The following is a 15132-nucleotide window of genomic DNA, read 5'->3' on the forward strand; positions in this document are numbered from 1 at the left end:
AATGAATCCCAAACATCTCAAAAACTGGTTTGCTAATTGCTGCTACTGTACCTCATAACATCCGGAAGTGCTGTAACTTAGAGCGATCGGGTCTTGAATGCGAATTAAAGCAAGTCTTGCCAGCAGATTTCTGAGATAGTCGGCTACACAGAGGTTAGTGGCTGCGTGGGGAGGATTTTTTGCACTTATTGAGATAATTTGCCCGTCAATTAATTCGACTCGTTCATCGGGATTGAGAATGCCTGTTTCGGTCATGCGGCGATATTCCTCTACAGTCCACAAGCGTAAATCTGTTACAGTCATGGCACAATTTCCTGGGGCGATATTATCTCTTATCAATTCACATTCTAGTTTTTATTGAATTACTCGGTCAACAATCTAGATTTAGCTGTAATTGATCCCACACACCACAAAATAGCATTGATAATTTCCGATCGCTGAATATCTTCTGCGTCTAAAAAACTTGCAAACTCTTCCTCAATATTCAAATGGTCTGCAAAATCATAAAGTATGCCCTTGTATTCAGTTGGCATCGGTATTAAAGTAGCTTTCACTAAATCAAAAAGCGCGTTCAAACAGTTGAGGATAGTAGCTGACTCGTCAAAATCTTCGGCATCGAGCAAGTACAGCGTTTCTGCAATGTCGCAAATAGCGTCTATTTGTGTGGGTGGCTTTCCCACTTCACTGACATCGATATTGCACAATTGGAGAGCGTTAATCGCTAGTTCTGGACGGGTAAAAAATACAAGTTGACCGCCGGCTACTAAGGGCGGCTCTTGTTCTCCATAGACAATTAGAGTATATAGATTTGGTGTTTCGGTGCCGGGGTCGATCCGGAAACCAAACAGCCACAACAATTTTTCTGTATTGGGGTTTGCTGTTTGCAGTGTTGTTGGGAAAATTTTGGGTTCTGACATAAATTTTTAATCCTTATAATACGCTGTTAAACTCGGTTTATAGGCAAAATCTGGGTTTTAGTGATAAATCTATAAATAAACCGGGTTGATCAAGGTAAGAAGGCGTAACTTTTGTTTATAAATTTTGCTGGATTATGTCGCAGCACTCAGCGACAGTTGCTCTTTTTTCCATTGCTGCTACTAGGGCTTCGTAAGCTGATTTGTGGCTTTCGATCAGGTTTTTTGCTCGCAGCAAACCCCAGTTTTGTTTGAGTTGAATTTCGGAACTGGGACGGCGCAGTTGTGTTAAAATTGCACTAATTTTTGTGCGGTCTTCTGCTCCTCCTTCTGCACTGCCGTAAACAAATTTTTCGGCGACTATTCCGGCCATCCACACTGTGCAGTATTGGTCTAAAAGTTGGGCAGAAAGAGTGCCACTTTGGAGTTGAGATGCTAATTGTTCGTCTTCAAATCGCACGCCGCCTTGGGCTGTTTGACCTTGTTTAAATGCTTCCCAAGCGTTGAGTGCGTAGCTGGTTACGGGAATTCCCAACAGGTACGCGACTAAGAAGTGTCCGGCTTCGTGGTGAAGAATACGATCGCGCTTTTGTTTGGAAGTTCCCCCCAGCCAATCTAATAAAATAGTACCGCCTTGACCTTGCCACTGGAAACTGTCAAGGGTAGCTAGCCCCAAGAGGCAAAAAGTGGCGATCGCAGGTACGGCTTCTGGCAAGTTGAATAGGGGGCCCAACAATATTGAAACGGTGATGGCAAAGATAGAAATAGCGATAATATTCAAAGAAGTGTCTTTCATAATGGGGAATTGGTAACTGGGAATTGGTAATGGGGAATTTGTAATAGAGAATTGATAATGGGAATTGGTTTTAGAGGTAAACTCAGGTACGATCGCGCGATCGGTTTGGCAGCGTCGGGTCGATCTCCGCGCCCCCGACTTCCGACAAAAACTCCACCTTCCAGTTTGACTGAAAAATGTCGCTCCCAAGCCACCGATCTTAAAAAGATATTAAAATAAATCAAAGTCAAGTAAAAGTGTTAGTGGAATCCTTCATGTCAGTTTTGGCAGCGATCGCAGTTTTAGGTATCTTGATTGTCGTTCACGAACTCGGCCACTTCCTGGCGGCGAGACTTCAACACATCCACGTCAACCGGTTCTCTATCGGTTTCGGGCCTATCCTCTGGAAGTACCAAGGTCCGGAAACTGAATATGCCCTCCGCGCCTTTCCCCTGGGAGGTTTCGTGGGTTTCCCGGACGACGATCCAGACAGTACAATTCCCCCAAATGACCCCAATTTGCTCAAAAATCGCCCCGTGCTCGATCGGGCGATCGTCATTAGTGCAGGGGTAATTGCCAACTTAATTTTTGCTTATTTCCTGCTGGTGGTGCAATTGACAACTGTCGGCGCTGCAGAAATGAACTACCTACCGGGAGTTAAAGTCCCGGAAGTCGCCGCAGAAGTCAGTTCGGCGGCGAAACAAGCGGGAATTCGATCGGGCGACGTTGTTCTGTCTGTTGACGGCAAGGAATTGGGCGCTTCCCGCGAAGCAATCAAATTATTGGTCACTGAAATCCAAGATCATCCCAACCAACCCCTAGCGTTGGAAATTCAGCGCCAAGAACAAAAATTTGTGGTGACAGTAACTCCTGAAGAGTCGCCCGACGGCAAAGGTCGCATTGGCGTGCAGCTAACTTCTAACGGCACTGTGGTGCGGCAGAGGGCAGGAATTGTAGAGGCGTTTAGCAAGGCAGCCAAAGAATTTGAGCGGATTGTGCTGCTGACTGTTCAAGGTTTTGGGCAGTTACTTAGCAATTTCAGCCAAACTGCCGACAAGTTGTCAGGGCCGGTGGCGATTGTGGCGATTGGTGCAGGGATTGCCAAATCGGATGCTGCTAGTTTGTTTCAGTATGCTGTGCTAATTAGCATCAATTTGGCTGTGATTAATATCTTGCCTTTACCTGCTTTGGACGGCGGCCAGCTAGCTTTTTTGTTAATCGAAGGACTCCGGGGTAAACCTTTACCGAACCGGATTCAGGAAAATGTGATGCAGACGGGTTTGGTGTTGTTGCTGGGTTTGGGAATTTTCTTGATTATTCGGGATACAGCTAATTTGGCTGGGATAGATTTTCGATTTTTGAGGCAATAGTAAATGAAGAAAGAGGGAAGAGGTAAGAAGGAAGAAGGAAGAATTATGTCTGATTTTCCGTTGGCCTATTTTCCTATTTTTCCCTCTACTTTTTTTCCTACGCAAGCGAGGCAGAGCCTCTGGTTATGGGTTCCCCGGTCGTGCCTGGGAACCAGTTAAAAACAAATAACTAATGACTAATGACTAATAAATAATGACTAATGACTAATGACTAATGACTAATGACTAAAAAGTTAAGTTTAAAACAACGCTCGCTCGAAATTCTGATTCGCCTCAAACGCCTCTATCCCGAAGCTCCTTGTACTCTCAACTACGAAACTCCCGTGCAGTTGCTGGTGGCGACGATTCTCTCGGCTCAGTGTACGGACGATCGAGTAAATCTGGTAACGCCGGCTTTGTTTGAGCGTTTTCCCGATGCGGTTGCTTTGGCAAATGCTGATATAGAAGAACTCGAAAGTCTCGTGCGATCGACTGGTTTCTACCGCAATAAGTCTAAAAATATTAAAGGTGCTTGTCAGGCGATCGTCAATAAATTTAACAATCAAGTGCCGCAGCGGATGGAACTGTTGCTAGAATTGCCCGGAGTTGCCCGCAAAACGGCTAATGTCGTTCTCGCTCACGCTTTTGGTATTAATATGGGCGTGACGGTAGACACTCACGTCAAACGTTTGACTCAGCGGTTGGGATTGACCGAACATACCGATCCTACAAGGATCGAGCGGGATTTGATGATATTGTTGCCGCAGCCGGATTGGGAAAATTGGTCGATTCGGTTGGTTTATCACGGCAGGGCGGTTTGTAATGCGAGAAATCCGGTTTGCAATATTTGCGAACTTGCAGATTTGTGCCCTTCTGCTAATATTTCCTAGGGTGCGTCAGCTCGAATTAGAGCAACTGTCGATCGCACAATATGAACTTACGGACTCTACAAATCAGATCAGTTGTTGTGTGTAAATAAAAATATTTAAAACTAAAGTTATCCAAAAAGACAAAAATATAGTAAAATAGTAGATTGTGATTTATCTAAGGATATCAACAGATTATGGCTAAGAAGAGCATGGTCGAGCGCGAGAAAAAGCGCCAGAGACTCGTAGACAAGTATGCCGACAAGCGGGAAGACCTGAAAGACCAGTTTGACCAAGCAAACAATCAGATGGACAAAATGGCGATTCACCGCCAACTGCAACAGCTACCCCGCAGCAGTTCGCGGACTCGCTTGCGGAACCGCTGCTGGGCAACTGGACGGCCCAGAGGTTACTATCGTGACTTCGGACTGTCTCGCAACATGATGCGAGAAATGGCTCACGAAGGTCTTTTGCCCGGTGTTGTGAAGTCTAGCTGGTAGCAGGAAGGAAGAAGGAAGAAGGGAGAAGGAAGAAGGAAGAAGGAAGAAAGAAGGAAAAAACTCACAATTAATCGGCAGGATTAGGTTTGGGGTTGATTTTTGTTTCAGACTTATGAGTTAAATTTTCCTCCTTCTTGCTTCACTGGCCGCAGCATTTATCGATGCCGAGACTTTCGAGTAACAAGTCGCTGACGGCATTGGCGATCGCAAATTCGCCGTAGAAGCTTTTAGAAAAATCATAGGCCTGCATTTCGGTGACGATCGCAATTACGAGGCTGCCCAAGTCGTTTTCGCCTTCCATGCGCTGGCGGACATAGATTTGGGCAGCTCTTTTAGCTATTTGCTGGTTGGCTGCTTCTGGGATAAACTCGGAGTCTAGCCATGCCAGCAGCGTTTGTTGGAGCCATTGGCCTTCTTGTTCGGGGTTTTTGGCGGGGGGTAAGGTAATAGGTTCAATGATTTCAGACATGATTATTCCTAATTGCTAATGTTGACTTTGAAAAGTTAACTGAGAAATGACAACTGATAAATATATGCAATATGATATACCGACAATTATACAAGGATACGCGCAAGGCTATTTCTTGATGGCCAATGAGGGCGAGGAAAGTTTGGGGTGGTATTCGAGCCGGCAGCGGGCGCTGATTCCCCTGGATGAAAGATTTACCTATCCGAAATCCCTGCGTCGCCAAATCAATCAAAATCGATTTTCAGTGGCTGTAAACCGCGATTTTGGGGCGGTGGTTGAGGGTTGTGCCGATCGCGAAACGACTTGGATTTCTAAGGAGCTCAAGAAGATTTACTGGGGTTTGTATGAGGCCGGTTGGGCTTACAGCTTCGAGACTTGGTGCGGCGACGAATTGGCGGGCGGTATTCTCGGATTGTCGATCGGCGGTGCGTTTATTGGGGAGTCGATGTTTTACCGAATTCCCGAGGGTTCTAAGGTGGCGATGGTGAAGTTGGTGGAGAGATTGCGCGATCGATCTTATCTGATGTTCGACGCTCAAATGAACAATCCGCATTTGGAAAGATTCGGCGCTTATACTGTTAAAGAAAAACTGTACAACACTCTTTTGCAAGCAGCTTTGAAGCGCCGCTGTTCCCTATTTTGAAAGCTTTGAGCTAATACTGAAAGGCCGGCAGGGAATGAATTCCACGGGGCTTTTAGCTAAAGTCCTCGCTATGAGGACTAAATGAGTTCTTCAGTCCTCTTGAGAGGACTTTAGCTTTGAGGCAGGGAATTCATTCCCTGCCGGACTGCCGGACTCAACGAAAGACCGTTAAATTGACACTAATGGGCATTGTCATGTCCTTGCCCCTAGCTAAAATTTTCAGCCCCGCTATAATGTTTCTCAAGTATACAAATCGAGCAAAAAGCAATGGTAGATCCAGTCAGCGCGGGTTTGGGTTTGGGTTGGTTATTGGTCGGCCCTATTTTGCAAGACTTGGCTAAAGCAGCTTTAGACGACTACGTTAAAGATTTTTTTAAAGACTGCATTAAAGATGTTGAAGGACTTGCTAAAAAGCCCTTCGCTCAAAATGCTGTTCGCGAAGCCATTAAATATTTTACTCAATGCTTCGAGCAGGAATTGCAGCGATCGCAGTTAGATAAAAAACAGATTCAGCAATATCTGCAACCTTTAAAACAATTTATTAAACAACCTCCAGTGCGGCAAGTTTTGGGAAGTGCATTTCAAGGGAATTGTCGGGTTTTAAATACTGCTATCTTAGCTCAGTATTGGCAAACTTTGACCTTACAACATCCGGTACGACAGCATTTGCCCACGTTTACTCGGATCCTACCTTCTCATCTTCTTAAGGGGCAACAAACTGCCTCGGTTCCCGATGCGTTTAGTTGGGAACGAGTGGCAGAAAACTATCTGGCAAGTGTTAAATTAATTATACAGCAAAATGCGGAACTACGAGAAATTGTGAATGCTCAAATTTTCGACGGTATCTTGGGACGTTTGACAGATAGTAGCCCAATTCCGGCTGATTTTAAATTAGAAAGTTATCAAGAAGGACTGCGAGAACAATATGAATATTTGGATTTAGGTAATTTAGATACTAGGTCTGGAGAGTACGAACGACAACTGACTGTTAAAGAAATATTTATTCCCCAAAATGCGCGCTCGTGTCAGGAATATTTGCCGAAAGATTATGAATTACCCAAGGAGATTCAAAAGCTATTGCGGGAACGGGGAGACATTGCCGCCGAAGTCCGTCCCGAAGATTTGGAACGCTACCAGCAAGCTTACACTCAACAGCAAGCTGACTCGGTTTTGAAAGTAATTGATGATGTCAATTACCCTTATCTAGTGATTCTCGGCGATCCGGGTTCAGGCAAATCAACGCTCTTAAAATACCTGGCGCTTCAGTGGGCAAAACTGTCTCCAAATCAGTTGTCATCTCAACCGATTCACTTACTGATTGAATTGCGAAAGTACAACCGCAGTAGAGATGAAAAAGAGTGCAATAATTTTCTAGAATTTATGGAGCGCGGTTCTAGTTGGATCGGGCATTTAAACAAATCTATTTTGCACGAATGGCTGCAAGCTGGCCACGCTGTCGTCATGTTTGACGGGCTAGATGAAGTCTTTGAGGTGCCAAAACGCAAGGGTATTGTTGCCCAAATTCATAACTTCACTCAAACCTATCCAACCGTGAAAGTGATTGTCACTTCTCGCGTGATTGGCTACAAGCCGCAACCGCTAAAAAATGCCGAATTTCATCACTTCATGCTGCAAGATTTTGAACCGGAACAAATTAAAGGTTTTATCAATAAGTGGCACGACTTGACCTTTACAGACCGCTTGAAAAAAGCTGCAAGTTTAGAACGATTGAATAAAGCCATTGGGGAATCGAGGGCGATTCAAGAGTTAGCTGGAAATCCGCTGTTGCTGACGATGATGGCAATTCTGAATCGCAATCAAAAGTTACCGCGCTTTCGAGCTAAACTCTATGAAGAAGCTTCAAAAGTGCTGCTGCATAAATGGGATTTTGAGGTAAAAGAAGAGCTAAAAAATGACAAAATTGATCCTAGTTCAATAATAGATGAAGAAGTCAAACAAAGTATCTGCAGGCAAATTGCCTACAAAATGCAGTCGAGTGAGAAAGGATTAGCCGGAAATATTATTAGTCGCGATGATTTGCGGCGAACTATAGCGGAATCTTTGAGCGGGTTGATGGGAATTGAGCCAACTACTTGTGCGAAGTTGATGGTAGATCAACTGCGGGAGCGCAATTTTATTTTGTGCTTCTTGGGTGGATACAATGAGGATTATTATGCTTTTGTCCATCGCACCTTTTTGGAATATTTTTGTGCTTGGGAGTTTGTGTGGCAATTTAAGGAACTAAAAACGCTTGAATTAGATGATTTGATTCAAATTTTTCGGCAACACTGGCGAGATGAGTCTTGGCATGAAGTGTTGCGTTTAATGGCGGGAATGCTGGATGCTAAATTTACAGGTGACATCCTGGAATATCTGATTGGTGAAAATGGGAAAGCAGACAAGTTTAGCAATCTGTTTTTGGCGGCGCAGTGTGTTTCCGAAGTCAAGAATAGAAATGATATTGCTGTTATTGCTAGTCAATTGCGCGATCGAGTTAAAGAGTTAACTAAATACCGAAATATCACTGTTTCTACATCTGTAGAATATCACAGCCTAGTTTTTCAAATTCGCGGACAAGCAGTAGCAGCAGTTGCAGCCACTTGGAAAGATGACCCAGAAACCTTACCTTGGCTCAAACAACTGGCTCAATCAGACGATAATTGGGATGTGCGAGCTTCAGCAGTACAAGAATTAGCACAAGGGTGGAAAGATGACCCAGAAACCTTACCTTGGCTCAAACAACAGGCTCAATCAAACGATGAGGACTATGTGCGACAAGCAGCAGTACAAGAATTAGCACGGGGGTGGAAAGATGACCCAGAAACCTTACCTTGGCTCAAACAATTGGCTCAACCAGACGATGATTTGGAGGTGCGATATACAGCAGTACAAGAATTAGCACGGGGGTGGAAAGATGACCCAGAAACCTTACCTTGGCTCAAACAACTGGCTCAATCAGACGATGAGTGGCTTGTGCGATCTTTAGCAGTACAAGAATTAGCACGAGGGTGGAAAGATGACCCGGAAACCTTACCCATTCTCAAACAACAGGCTCAATCAGACGATAATGAGGTTGTGCGAGCTTCAGCACTACAACAATTAGCACGGGGGTGGAAAAATGACCCAGAAACCTTATCCATTCTCAAACAACAGGCTCAATCAGACGATAATGAGGTTGTGCGAGCTTCAGCAGTACAAGAATTAGCACGGGGGTGGAAAGATGACCCAGAAACTTTACCTTGGCTCAAACAACTCGCTCAATCAAACGATAATTGGGATGTGCGACAAGCAGCTCTTGCAGCTATGATTGAGTTATATCCCGATCGCCCTGAAACTTTAGAACTTGTGCGCGATCGCGCTCAGAACGATCGCGACCAAAAACTCCGCGAATTTGCCCAGAAAAAATTGCCCCAATTAGAACGCGAATGAGCGATATATTCGATCGCCGATCGCCATTTTTTCTAATTTTAGGAGGCGTTGGGTGGGGGCGGGTTTATGATATTATGGGTTTTAAACATAGATAGTTGGTAAAACCAGCCCAGACAAAATTATCAATTACCAATGATAAATTGCGGATTGAACAATATCTATGTAGAGGCGAGTTTCACCAACAATAATTGCCTAAAACCAATATTCTGGTAAACCCGCCCCCACCCGATGACAAATTAAAAGGTACATTGCTATGCGCTCCAGATAGCATTTAAGCCGGAATAAATGCTAAGAAACCCGGTCGATCGTAGAAATCTGGTTTCTGGGAATTGGGGTTATTTATGCTTTTAGGACTTACGCATCAAGACCAAAAAAACCGGGTTTTTTGCGGTTTGGCCGACTGTAACGAAGTATGCTGGTAAAAACCCGGTTTGTGACCACCCGTGCGTAAGTCTTATTTTTTTCAGGGCGAACGGGGATATTTGGTCGATCGCCCCCAGCTAAAATTACATATACTACAATATATAATACAGAGATTTGAGCCAAAATCCTTGGAGCTCAGAAAAATCAGAATCGAAGCCCCTTGAATGTGTAAAAATACTGAAGCAAACATTACTAAACCCTGCACGGAGCAATTGTTGTGGATTCCAGATATAACCCCCAATCCATAGAAGAAAAATGGCAGCAGACATGGGCTGAGCAAAACTTAGACCAGATGCCAGAAGATACGCAAAAGCCTAAATTTTATGCCTTATCCATGTTCCCCTACCCGTCGGGAAACCTGCACATGGGCCACGTCCGCAACTACACAATCATCGATGTAATTGCCAGACTCAAGCGAATGCAAGGCTATCGGGTATTGAATCCGATGGGATGGGATGCTTTTGGTTTGCCCGCAGAAAATGCAGCTATCGAGCGAGGAATTCCCCCTGCACAATGGACTTATCAAAACATTGCCCAAATGAAAGGCTTATTTCGCCGCCTGGGTATTTCTTTTGACTGGACAAAAGAAGTTACAACTTGTTCTCCCGATTATTATCGGTGGACTCAATGGATTTTCTTGCAATTTTTAGAAGCCGGATTAGCTTATCAAAAAGAAGCCGCAGTTAATTGGGACCCTATAGACCAAACAGTCTTAGCAAACGAACAAGTAGATAACGAAGGTCGTTCCTGGCGTTCCGGTGCCAAAGTCGAGCGCAAATTATTGCGGCAGTGGTTCCTCAAAATTACCGATTACGCCGAACAGTTATTAAACGACTTAGACAAATTGCCAGATTGGCCAGAAAGAGTCAAATTAATGCAAGCCAACTGGATCGGAAAATCAGTCGGCGCTTACTTAGAATTTCCGATTGTCGGAATGGATGAAAAAATCGCCGTTTTCACCACACGTCCCGATACAGTTTACGGCGTCAGTTACGTTGTTTTAGCACCGGAACATCCACTAACTCAGCGGGTGACAACCGAAGATAGAAAAACCGCCGTAGAAACCTTCATCAAAGAAGTCGCCGCCCAAAGCGAGATCGATCGCACAGCCGAAGACAAACCAAAGCGCGGCATCCCCACAGGCGGCAAAGCAATCAATCCTTTCAACGGCGAAGAAATTCCCATTTGGATAGCCGATTATGTGCTGTACGAATACGGCACCGGCGCAGTCATGGGAGTACCCGCCCACGACACGCGAGATTTCAAATTTGCCAATCAATATCAACTGCCAATTAAAGTAGTAATTGTTGATGATGATGAAGTTCCGCTGACGGAAGCTTACACAGAACCAGGAATTATGATTAATTCCGAAAGCTTCAACGGCATGGATTCAATTAAAGGCAAAGCAGCAATTATTCACCATGCCGAAAATGCAGGTTATGGCAAAGCCCGAATCCAATACCGCTTGAGAGATTGGTTGATTTCTAGACAGCGTTATTGGGGCGCTCCGATTCCCGTAATTCACTGTCCCACCTGCGGCACAGTACCCGTACCCCAATCGGATTTGCCCGTATTGTTGCCGGAAAATGTAGAATTTACGGGCAAAGGTTCGCCATTGGCAAAGATGGAAGAATGGGTAAACGTTCCTTGTCCGAGTTGTGGCACTCCCGCGAAGCGAGAAACAGATACGATGGATACTTTTATCGATTCTTCGTGGTATTTCTTGCGCTACCCCGATGCTCAAAATCAAGAGCAAGTCTTCGACACGGCGAAGACCAACGATTGGATGCCCGTAGACCAATATGTGGGCGGCATCGAACACGCAATCTTGCACTTACTGTATTCCCGGTTCTTTACCAAGGTTTTGCGCGATCGGGGTTTAATCAATTGTGACGAACCATTTAAACGCCTGTTAACTCAAGGCATGGTGCAAGCAATGGCATACAAAAATCCTGTTACTGGCAAATACGTTCCCCCAGCAGATATAGACCCCGCAAATCCAAAAGATCCTGAAACTGGTGAAGCTTTAGAAGTCTTCTATGAGAAGATGTCAAAATCCAAATATAACGGCGTTGACCCCTTGCAAGTTATGGGAAAATATGGGGTAGATACGGCGCGGATGTTTATTTTATTCAAAGCACCGCCAGAGAAAGATTTGGAGTGGGATGACGCTGATGTAGAAGGGCAATTTCGCTTTTTAAATCGCGTTTGGCGCGTGGTGACAGAGTTTGCTGCACGCCCCCCGGCGACCCCCGGTCAAGGGGTAGAAAATGCTGAATTAAGTAAAATTGAGAAGGATTTACGGCGGGCAATTCACACTGCAATTAAGGCAGTTAGCGAAGATTTGGAGGGCGATTATCAGTTCAACACTGCTGTTTCTGAAATGATGAAACTCAGCAATGCTTTGAATGATGCTAAGTGTAAAGACTCGCCAATTTATGCCGAAGGAATCAACACTTTGATTCGCTTGTTAGCGCCTTTTGCACCGCACATTGCTGATGAATTGTGGCACAATACTGGTAACAGTGAATCGGTGCATACGCAAACTTGGCCGACTGTCGATCCATCTGCATTAGTTACCGATGAAATTACGCTGGTAATTCAAGTTATGGGCAAGACTCGCGGCACAATTCAAGTGCCTTCTGGTGCTGATAAAGCTGCTTTGGAAAAGTTTGCTCGCGAGTCGGAATTGGCTAAGCGTCACCTGGAAGGTAAGGAGATTAAAAAGGTAATTGTGGTGCCTGGAAAGTTAGTTAATTTCGTGGTAGCTTGAGTGTAAAAATCGCTACCTGTAAGCAACTTATCGTTTAAACACAAACACAACCTAATCCCCTTTAAACACTATCGGGCAACTATTATTTACTGTAAGAGTAGACAAGTTGCCCTTTTTTTACTAGCTTTAAGGGAATTTTAGGATTGTTTAGGGGCTCGTTTCTTAGCCTCACTTTTTCTTCCCATTCTTTAAATTTAGGTTCCAGCATTTCAGGTGTAAGTTTATAAATCTCTTTGAGAGTTATGCCTTCATACAGTCCAATATACCAAGCTTCTACTCTGCGATATTTGTCAAGTATAATTTCATTCAAATGATGGTGAGTAGTCACCCCACCACTTCTATTGAGAGCAATATTGATTGTTTTAAGTTCGTATTCTTTTCCTTCAGCATCAATAGCATCGTTTCCTTCACGTCCAGGTGATATCCGCAGCCCTAAAAGGATTAATAACTGTAAAGTCTTTCCCCCGTTATCTTGAAAAATATCCGCAATACCATATTCACTAGCCAGATTTTGCAATTCTTGGATGCTTTTCATAGCATTTTCTAGCCGTTTAGCATCTGAAATGCGTTCTGCTTCCGTGGTAACAGCCTCTTCAACAGGCTCTACAACTGACGGAGAAACAGGTTCAGCTATTAGGGTGCTAATGAGAGCTGTACTCTCGCCACTTTGGCTAAAACTGATTAAATAAGTAGCGGGTACATCGAGCGCTTCAGCTAGAGCGAAAATAACTTCAAAGGATGGCGATCTTTCACCGCGTTCCAATAAGCTGATATAGTCAGTAGTCTTGTCTATGAGTTCTGCTAACTCGTCCTGTGTCATCCTTTTTTCTCTGCGTAACTGACTTACCTTGGCCGCAAATTGTTGTCTGGCTTCTTTGTAATTCATACCCCTCACAATTGATAAAAACGAACTGAAAGTTCGCTTTGTGAATGGTACGAAGAATTTATACACAAAACAACGTACTGACAGTACGGATTTAATCAGACTGAGAGTACGGATTTTGATATAATGACAGTAGGCTGTGTCTGTTGTACCTTAAACTAATCTAAATTAAGCATGAGTAACATTTTGCCTGCCCCAATTTACACCACCCAATACGGTCAATCTTATTTGGGAGATTCTCTTCATCTCCTGAATAGTCTTGCTAACAATTCTGTAGATTTGGTGATTACATCCCCTCCTTTTGCATTGCAACGCCAAAAGAGTTATGGAAATGAAGATCAAGATTTATATGTTGATTGGCTGCTGGGCTTTGCTCCGGAAATTAAAAGAGTTCTTAAGGATACTGGAAGTTTTGTTATAGACCTTGGAGGTGCTTATCAAAAAGGAATACCTGTACGCTCACTGTATAATTACCGCGTACTTATTAGGTTATGTGACGAATATGAATTTAAACTTGCTCAAGAATTTTTCTGGTTTAATCCTTCAAAACTTCCATCTCCTATAGAGTGGGTGAATAAAAAGAAAATCCGGGCTAAAGATTCTGTGAATACTGTTTGGTGGCTTTCCAAAACGAATCAGCCTCAAGCGAATATTAGTAAAGTCAAAGTAGAGTATTCTGAGAGAATGAAAAAACTTTTGAAAAATGCTGATGAATTTTACACGCCCAAAGAACGTCCTTCCGGTCACAATATTAGCGATCGATTTGCCAAAGATAATGGAGGTGCTATTCCATCTAATTTGCTAGAGATTTCTAATTCGGAAAGTAATTCTCAATACTTACGTTGGTGCAAAGAGTTTAATGTTAAGGCGCATCCGGCACGTTTTCCCCAAAGATTACCGTCATTTTTTATAAATTTTCTTACTGAGCCGGGAGACATGGTAGTAGATATTTTTTCTGGTTCTAATACTACGGGTCATGCAGCCGAAGAATTATCAAGAAACTGGATAAGTTTTGAAAAGGAAAAACAATATGTTGCTGCATCAATATTTAGATTTTTGCCTCAAGAATATTTTGGGCAAGCGGATACAATATACAACCAATTGTTAACTGAGGAAGCATCAGGATTGATTTTACCTCAAAATAGGCTACTTTTTGAAGTTAATAATTATTGTTTTTAATTGGGCTAAATAGTCAAAATTTTCTTTCAGATATGAAACTGTCTCTTGAAATCGCTTCTACACGCACAAATTCCCCGCAGAGAGCGACTGAAATAGATGATTTTAATTGTTAATTTCAAAAAGCAATTGCACGATCGCTCCGCATTCCAATTTTAAGACAGATTGAGCGCTGCCGCCATGAACGGCAACTTCTACCCAACCGTCAGAACCAGTTATGGCAATTAAATCGCCCGGTTCGCTGTCGCTGTAGGTTTTACCGCTGGGGATGCGAATTGCATCAGAACTATTGCTAATTGTTACTGACCAATTGTTACCTATAATGCAATTATTCGGGATATTAGTAATGAGATTGCCGAAGCGATCGACATATTGAACACACCCTTCTATACCTGTGGCTGTAACGGCACAATTTGGTATCTCTAACTGCACTAAACTTGCAGGGTCGAGATCCTCCCCCAACTCTTCCAAAGCCACCCCGTTGGCCAAGTGAGCAGCCGCAGCAGCGAAAATATCGCGACCGTGAAAAGTGCTGCTGGGTTGAGGTGTGCGCCAGTATTGCGAATTCGTGAGTTCGACACAGGCGATCGCACTTTCCCGACTTAACACCCCGCTAAACAACCCGTTATCCGGGCCGACAAGAAAGCAATTAGCACATTTAATCGCAACCCCACGTCTCTTGCTTCCCACCCCCGGATCGACGACAGCAACGTGTACGGTTTCCGGCGGAAAATAAGCAAAAGCAGTCATCAAACAAAACCTCGCCGCCGCAATATTTTGAGAGGGTATTTGGTGTGTAATGTCAATGACTTTTAACTGCGGGTTAATTTGGGCGATCGCACCTTTCATCACTCCCACATAAACATCGCTTAATCCAAAATCCGTCAGCAGAGTTATAATTCTATTTTTAGACATATATCCACAGGTAAGAA

General features: G+C 43.8%; 14 protein-coding genes. 7 read left to right on the top strand and 7 right to left on the bottom strand.

Annotation, left to right across the window (positions count from 1 at the left end; all coding sequences use genetic code 11):
- Positions 1–42 precede the first annotated feature (42 nt).
- The 4 genes from QUA57_RS14890 to QUA57_RS14905 form a co-directional block, all read right to left on the bottom strand.
- Positions 43–303, bottom strand: a complete 261-nt coding sequence (locus tag QUA57_RS14890; RefSeq protein ID WP_333061794.1) for a Uma2 family endonuclease — start codon at positions 301–303, stop codon at positions 43–45.
- Positions 304–362: 59 nt separating this feature from the next.
- Positions 363–917: a hypothetical protein gene (locus QUA57_RS14895; RefSeq protein ID WP_333061796.1), complete on the bottom strand. Its 555-nt coding sequence runs from the start codon at positions 915–917 to the stop codon at positions 363–365.
- A gap of 115 nt (positions 918–1032) precedes the next feature.
- Positions 1033–1710, bottom strand: coding sequence for an ATP-dependent Zn protease (locus QUA57_RS14900; RefSeq protein WP_333061797.1), 678 nt, complete (start codon positions 1708–1710; stop codon positions 1033–1035).
- Positions 1707–1904 (bottom strand): hypothetical protein, encoded by a 198-nt coding sequence (locus tag QUA57_RS14905; protein WP_333061798.1) that lies wholly within the window; start codon positions 1902–1904, stop codon positions 1707–1709. Before QUA57_RS14905 ends, QUA57_RS14900 begins: the two co-directional genes overlap by 4 nt.
- A gap of 60 nt (positions 1905–1964) precedes the next feature.
- Here QUA57_RS14905 and rseP point away from each other — a divergent pair, with 60 nt between their 5' ends.
- From rseP to rpsN, 3 genes are all read left to right on the top strand, one after another.
- Complete coding sequence (gene rseP / locus QUA57_RS14910) at positions 1965–3059, top strand: RIP metalloprotease RseP (protein ID WP_333061799.1); 1095 nt, start codon at positions 1965–1967, stop codon at positions 3057–3059.
- A gap of 221 nt (positions 3060–3280) precedes the next feature.
- Complete coding sequence (nth, locus tag QUA57_RS14915) at positions 3281–3928, top strand: endonuclease III (protein ID WP_333061801.1); 648 nt, start codon at positions 3281–3283, stop codon at positions 3926–3928.
- Positions 3929–4101: 173 nt separating this feature from the next.
- Complete coding sequence (rpsN, locus tag QUA57_RS14920; RefSeq protein ID WP_006633844.1) at positions 4102–4404, top strand: 30S ribosomal protein S14; 303 nt, start codon at positions 4102–4104, stop codon at positions 4402–4404.
- 139 nt (positions 4405–4543) lie between these two features.
- Here the strand turns inward: rpsN and QUA57_RS14925 are convergent, their stop codons facing one another.
- Positions 4544–4873, bottom strand: a complete 330-nt coding sequence (locus QUA57_RS14925) for a hypothetical protein (protein ID WP_333049991.1) — start codon at positions 4871–4873, stop codon at positions 4544–4546.
- A gap of 46 nt (positions 4874–4919) precedes the next feature.
- Here QUA57_RS14925 and aat point away from each other — a divergent pair, with 46 nt between their 5' ends.
- From aat to leuS, 3 genes are all read left to right on the top strand, one after another.
- Positions 4920–5516, top strand: a complete 597-nt coding sequence (gene aat, locus QUA57_RS14930) for a leucyl/phenylalanyl-tRNA--protein transferase (RefSeq protein ID WP_445304479.1) — start codon at positions 4920–4922, stop codon at positions 5514–5516.
- A 267-nt stretch (positions 5517–5783) separates the two neighbouring features.
- Positions 5784–8945: a HEAT repeat domain-containing protein gene (locus QUA57_RS14935; RefSeq protein WP_333061802.1), complete on the top strand. Its 3162-nt coding sequence runs from the start codon at positions 5784–5786 to the stop codon at positions 8943–8945.
- Between the two features lie 640 nt (positions 8946–9585).
- Positions 9586–12141, top strand: coding sequence for a leucine--tRNA ligase (gene leuS / locus QUA57_RS14940; protein ID WP_333061803.1), 2556 nt, complete (start codon positions 9586–9588; stop codon positions 12139–12141).
- An 82-nt stretch (positions 12142–12223) separates the two neighbouring features.
- Here the strand turns inward: leuS and QUA57_RS14945 are convergent, their stop codons facing one another.
- The gene (locus QUA57_RS14945; RefSeq protein ID WP_333061804.1) at positions 12224–13027 is read right to left on the bottom strand and encodes a helix-turn-helix domain-containing protein; all 804 of its coding nucleotides are present in this window, start codon (positions 13025–13027) and stop codon (positions 12224–12226) included.
- 171 nt (positions 13028–13198) lie between these two features.
- Between QUA57_RS14945 and QUA57_RS14950 the strand changes: the two genes are divergently transcribed.
- The gene (locus tag QUA57_RS14950; protein ID WP_333061805.1) at positions 13199–14203 is read left to right on the top strand and encodes a site-specific DNA-methyltransferase; all 1005 of its coding nucleotides are present in this window, start codon (positions 13199–13201) and stop codon (positions 14201–14203) included.
- A gap of 102 nt (positions 14204–14305) precedes the next feature.
- On the opposite strand, the gene QUA57_RS14955 is transcribed toward QUA57_RS14950, so the two are convergent.
- On the bottom strand, positions 14306–15115 hold the full coding sequence (locus QUA57_RS14955) for an SAM-dependent chlorinase/fluorinase (protein ID WP_333061807.1): 810 nt from the start codon (positions 15113–15115) through the stop codon (positions 14306–14308).
- Between the last annotated feature and the right edge of the window lie 17 nt (positions 15116–15132).

It is taken from the genome of Microcoleus sp. Pol7_B2 (assembly GCF_036701035.1).
In the GTDB taxonomy this organism is placed as follows: Bacteria; Cyanobacteriota; Cyanobacteriia; order Cyanobacteriales; family Microcoleaceae; genus Microcoleus.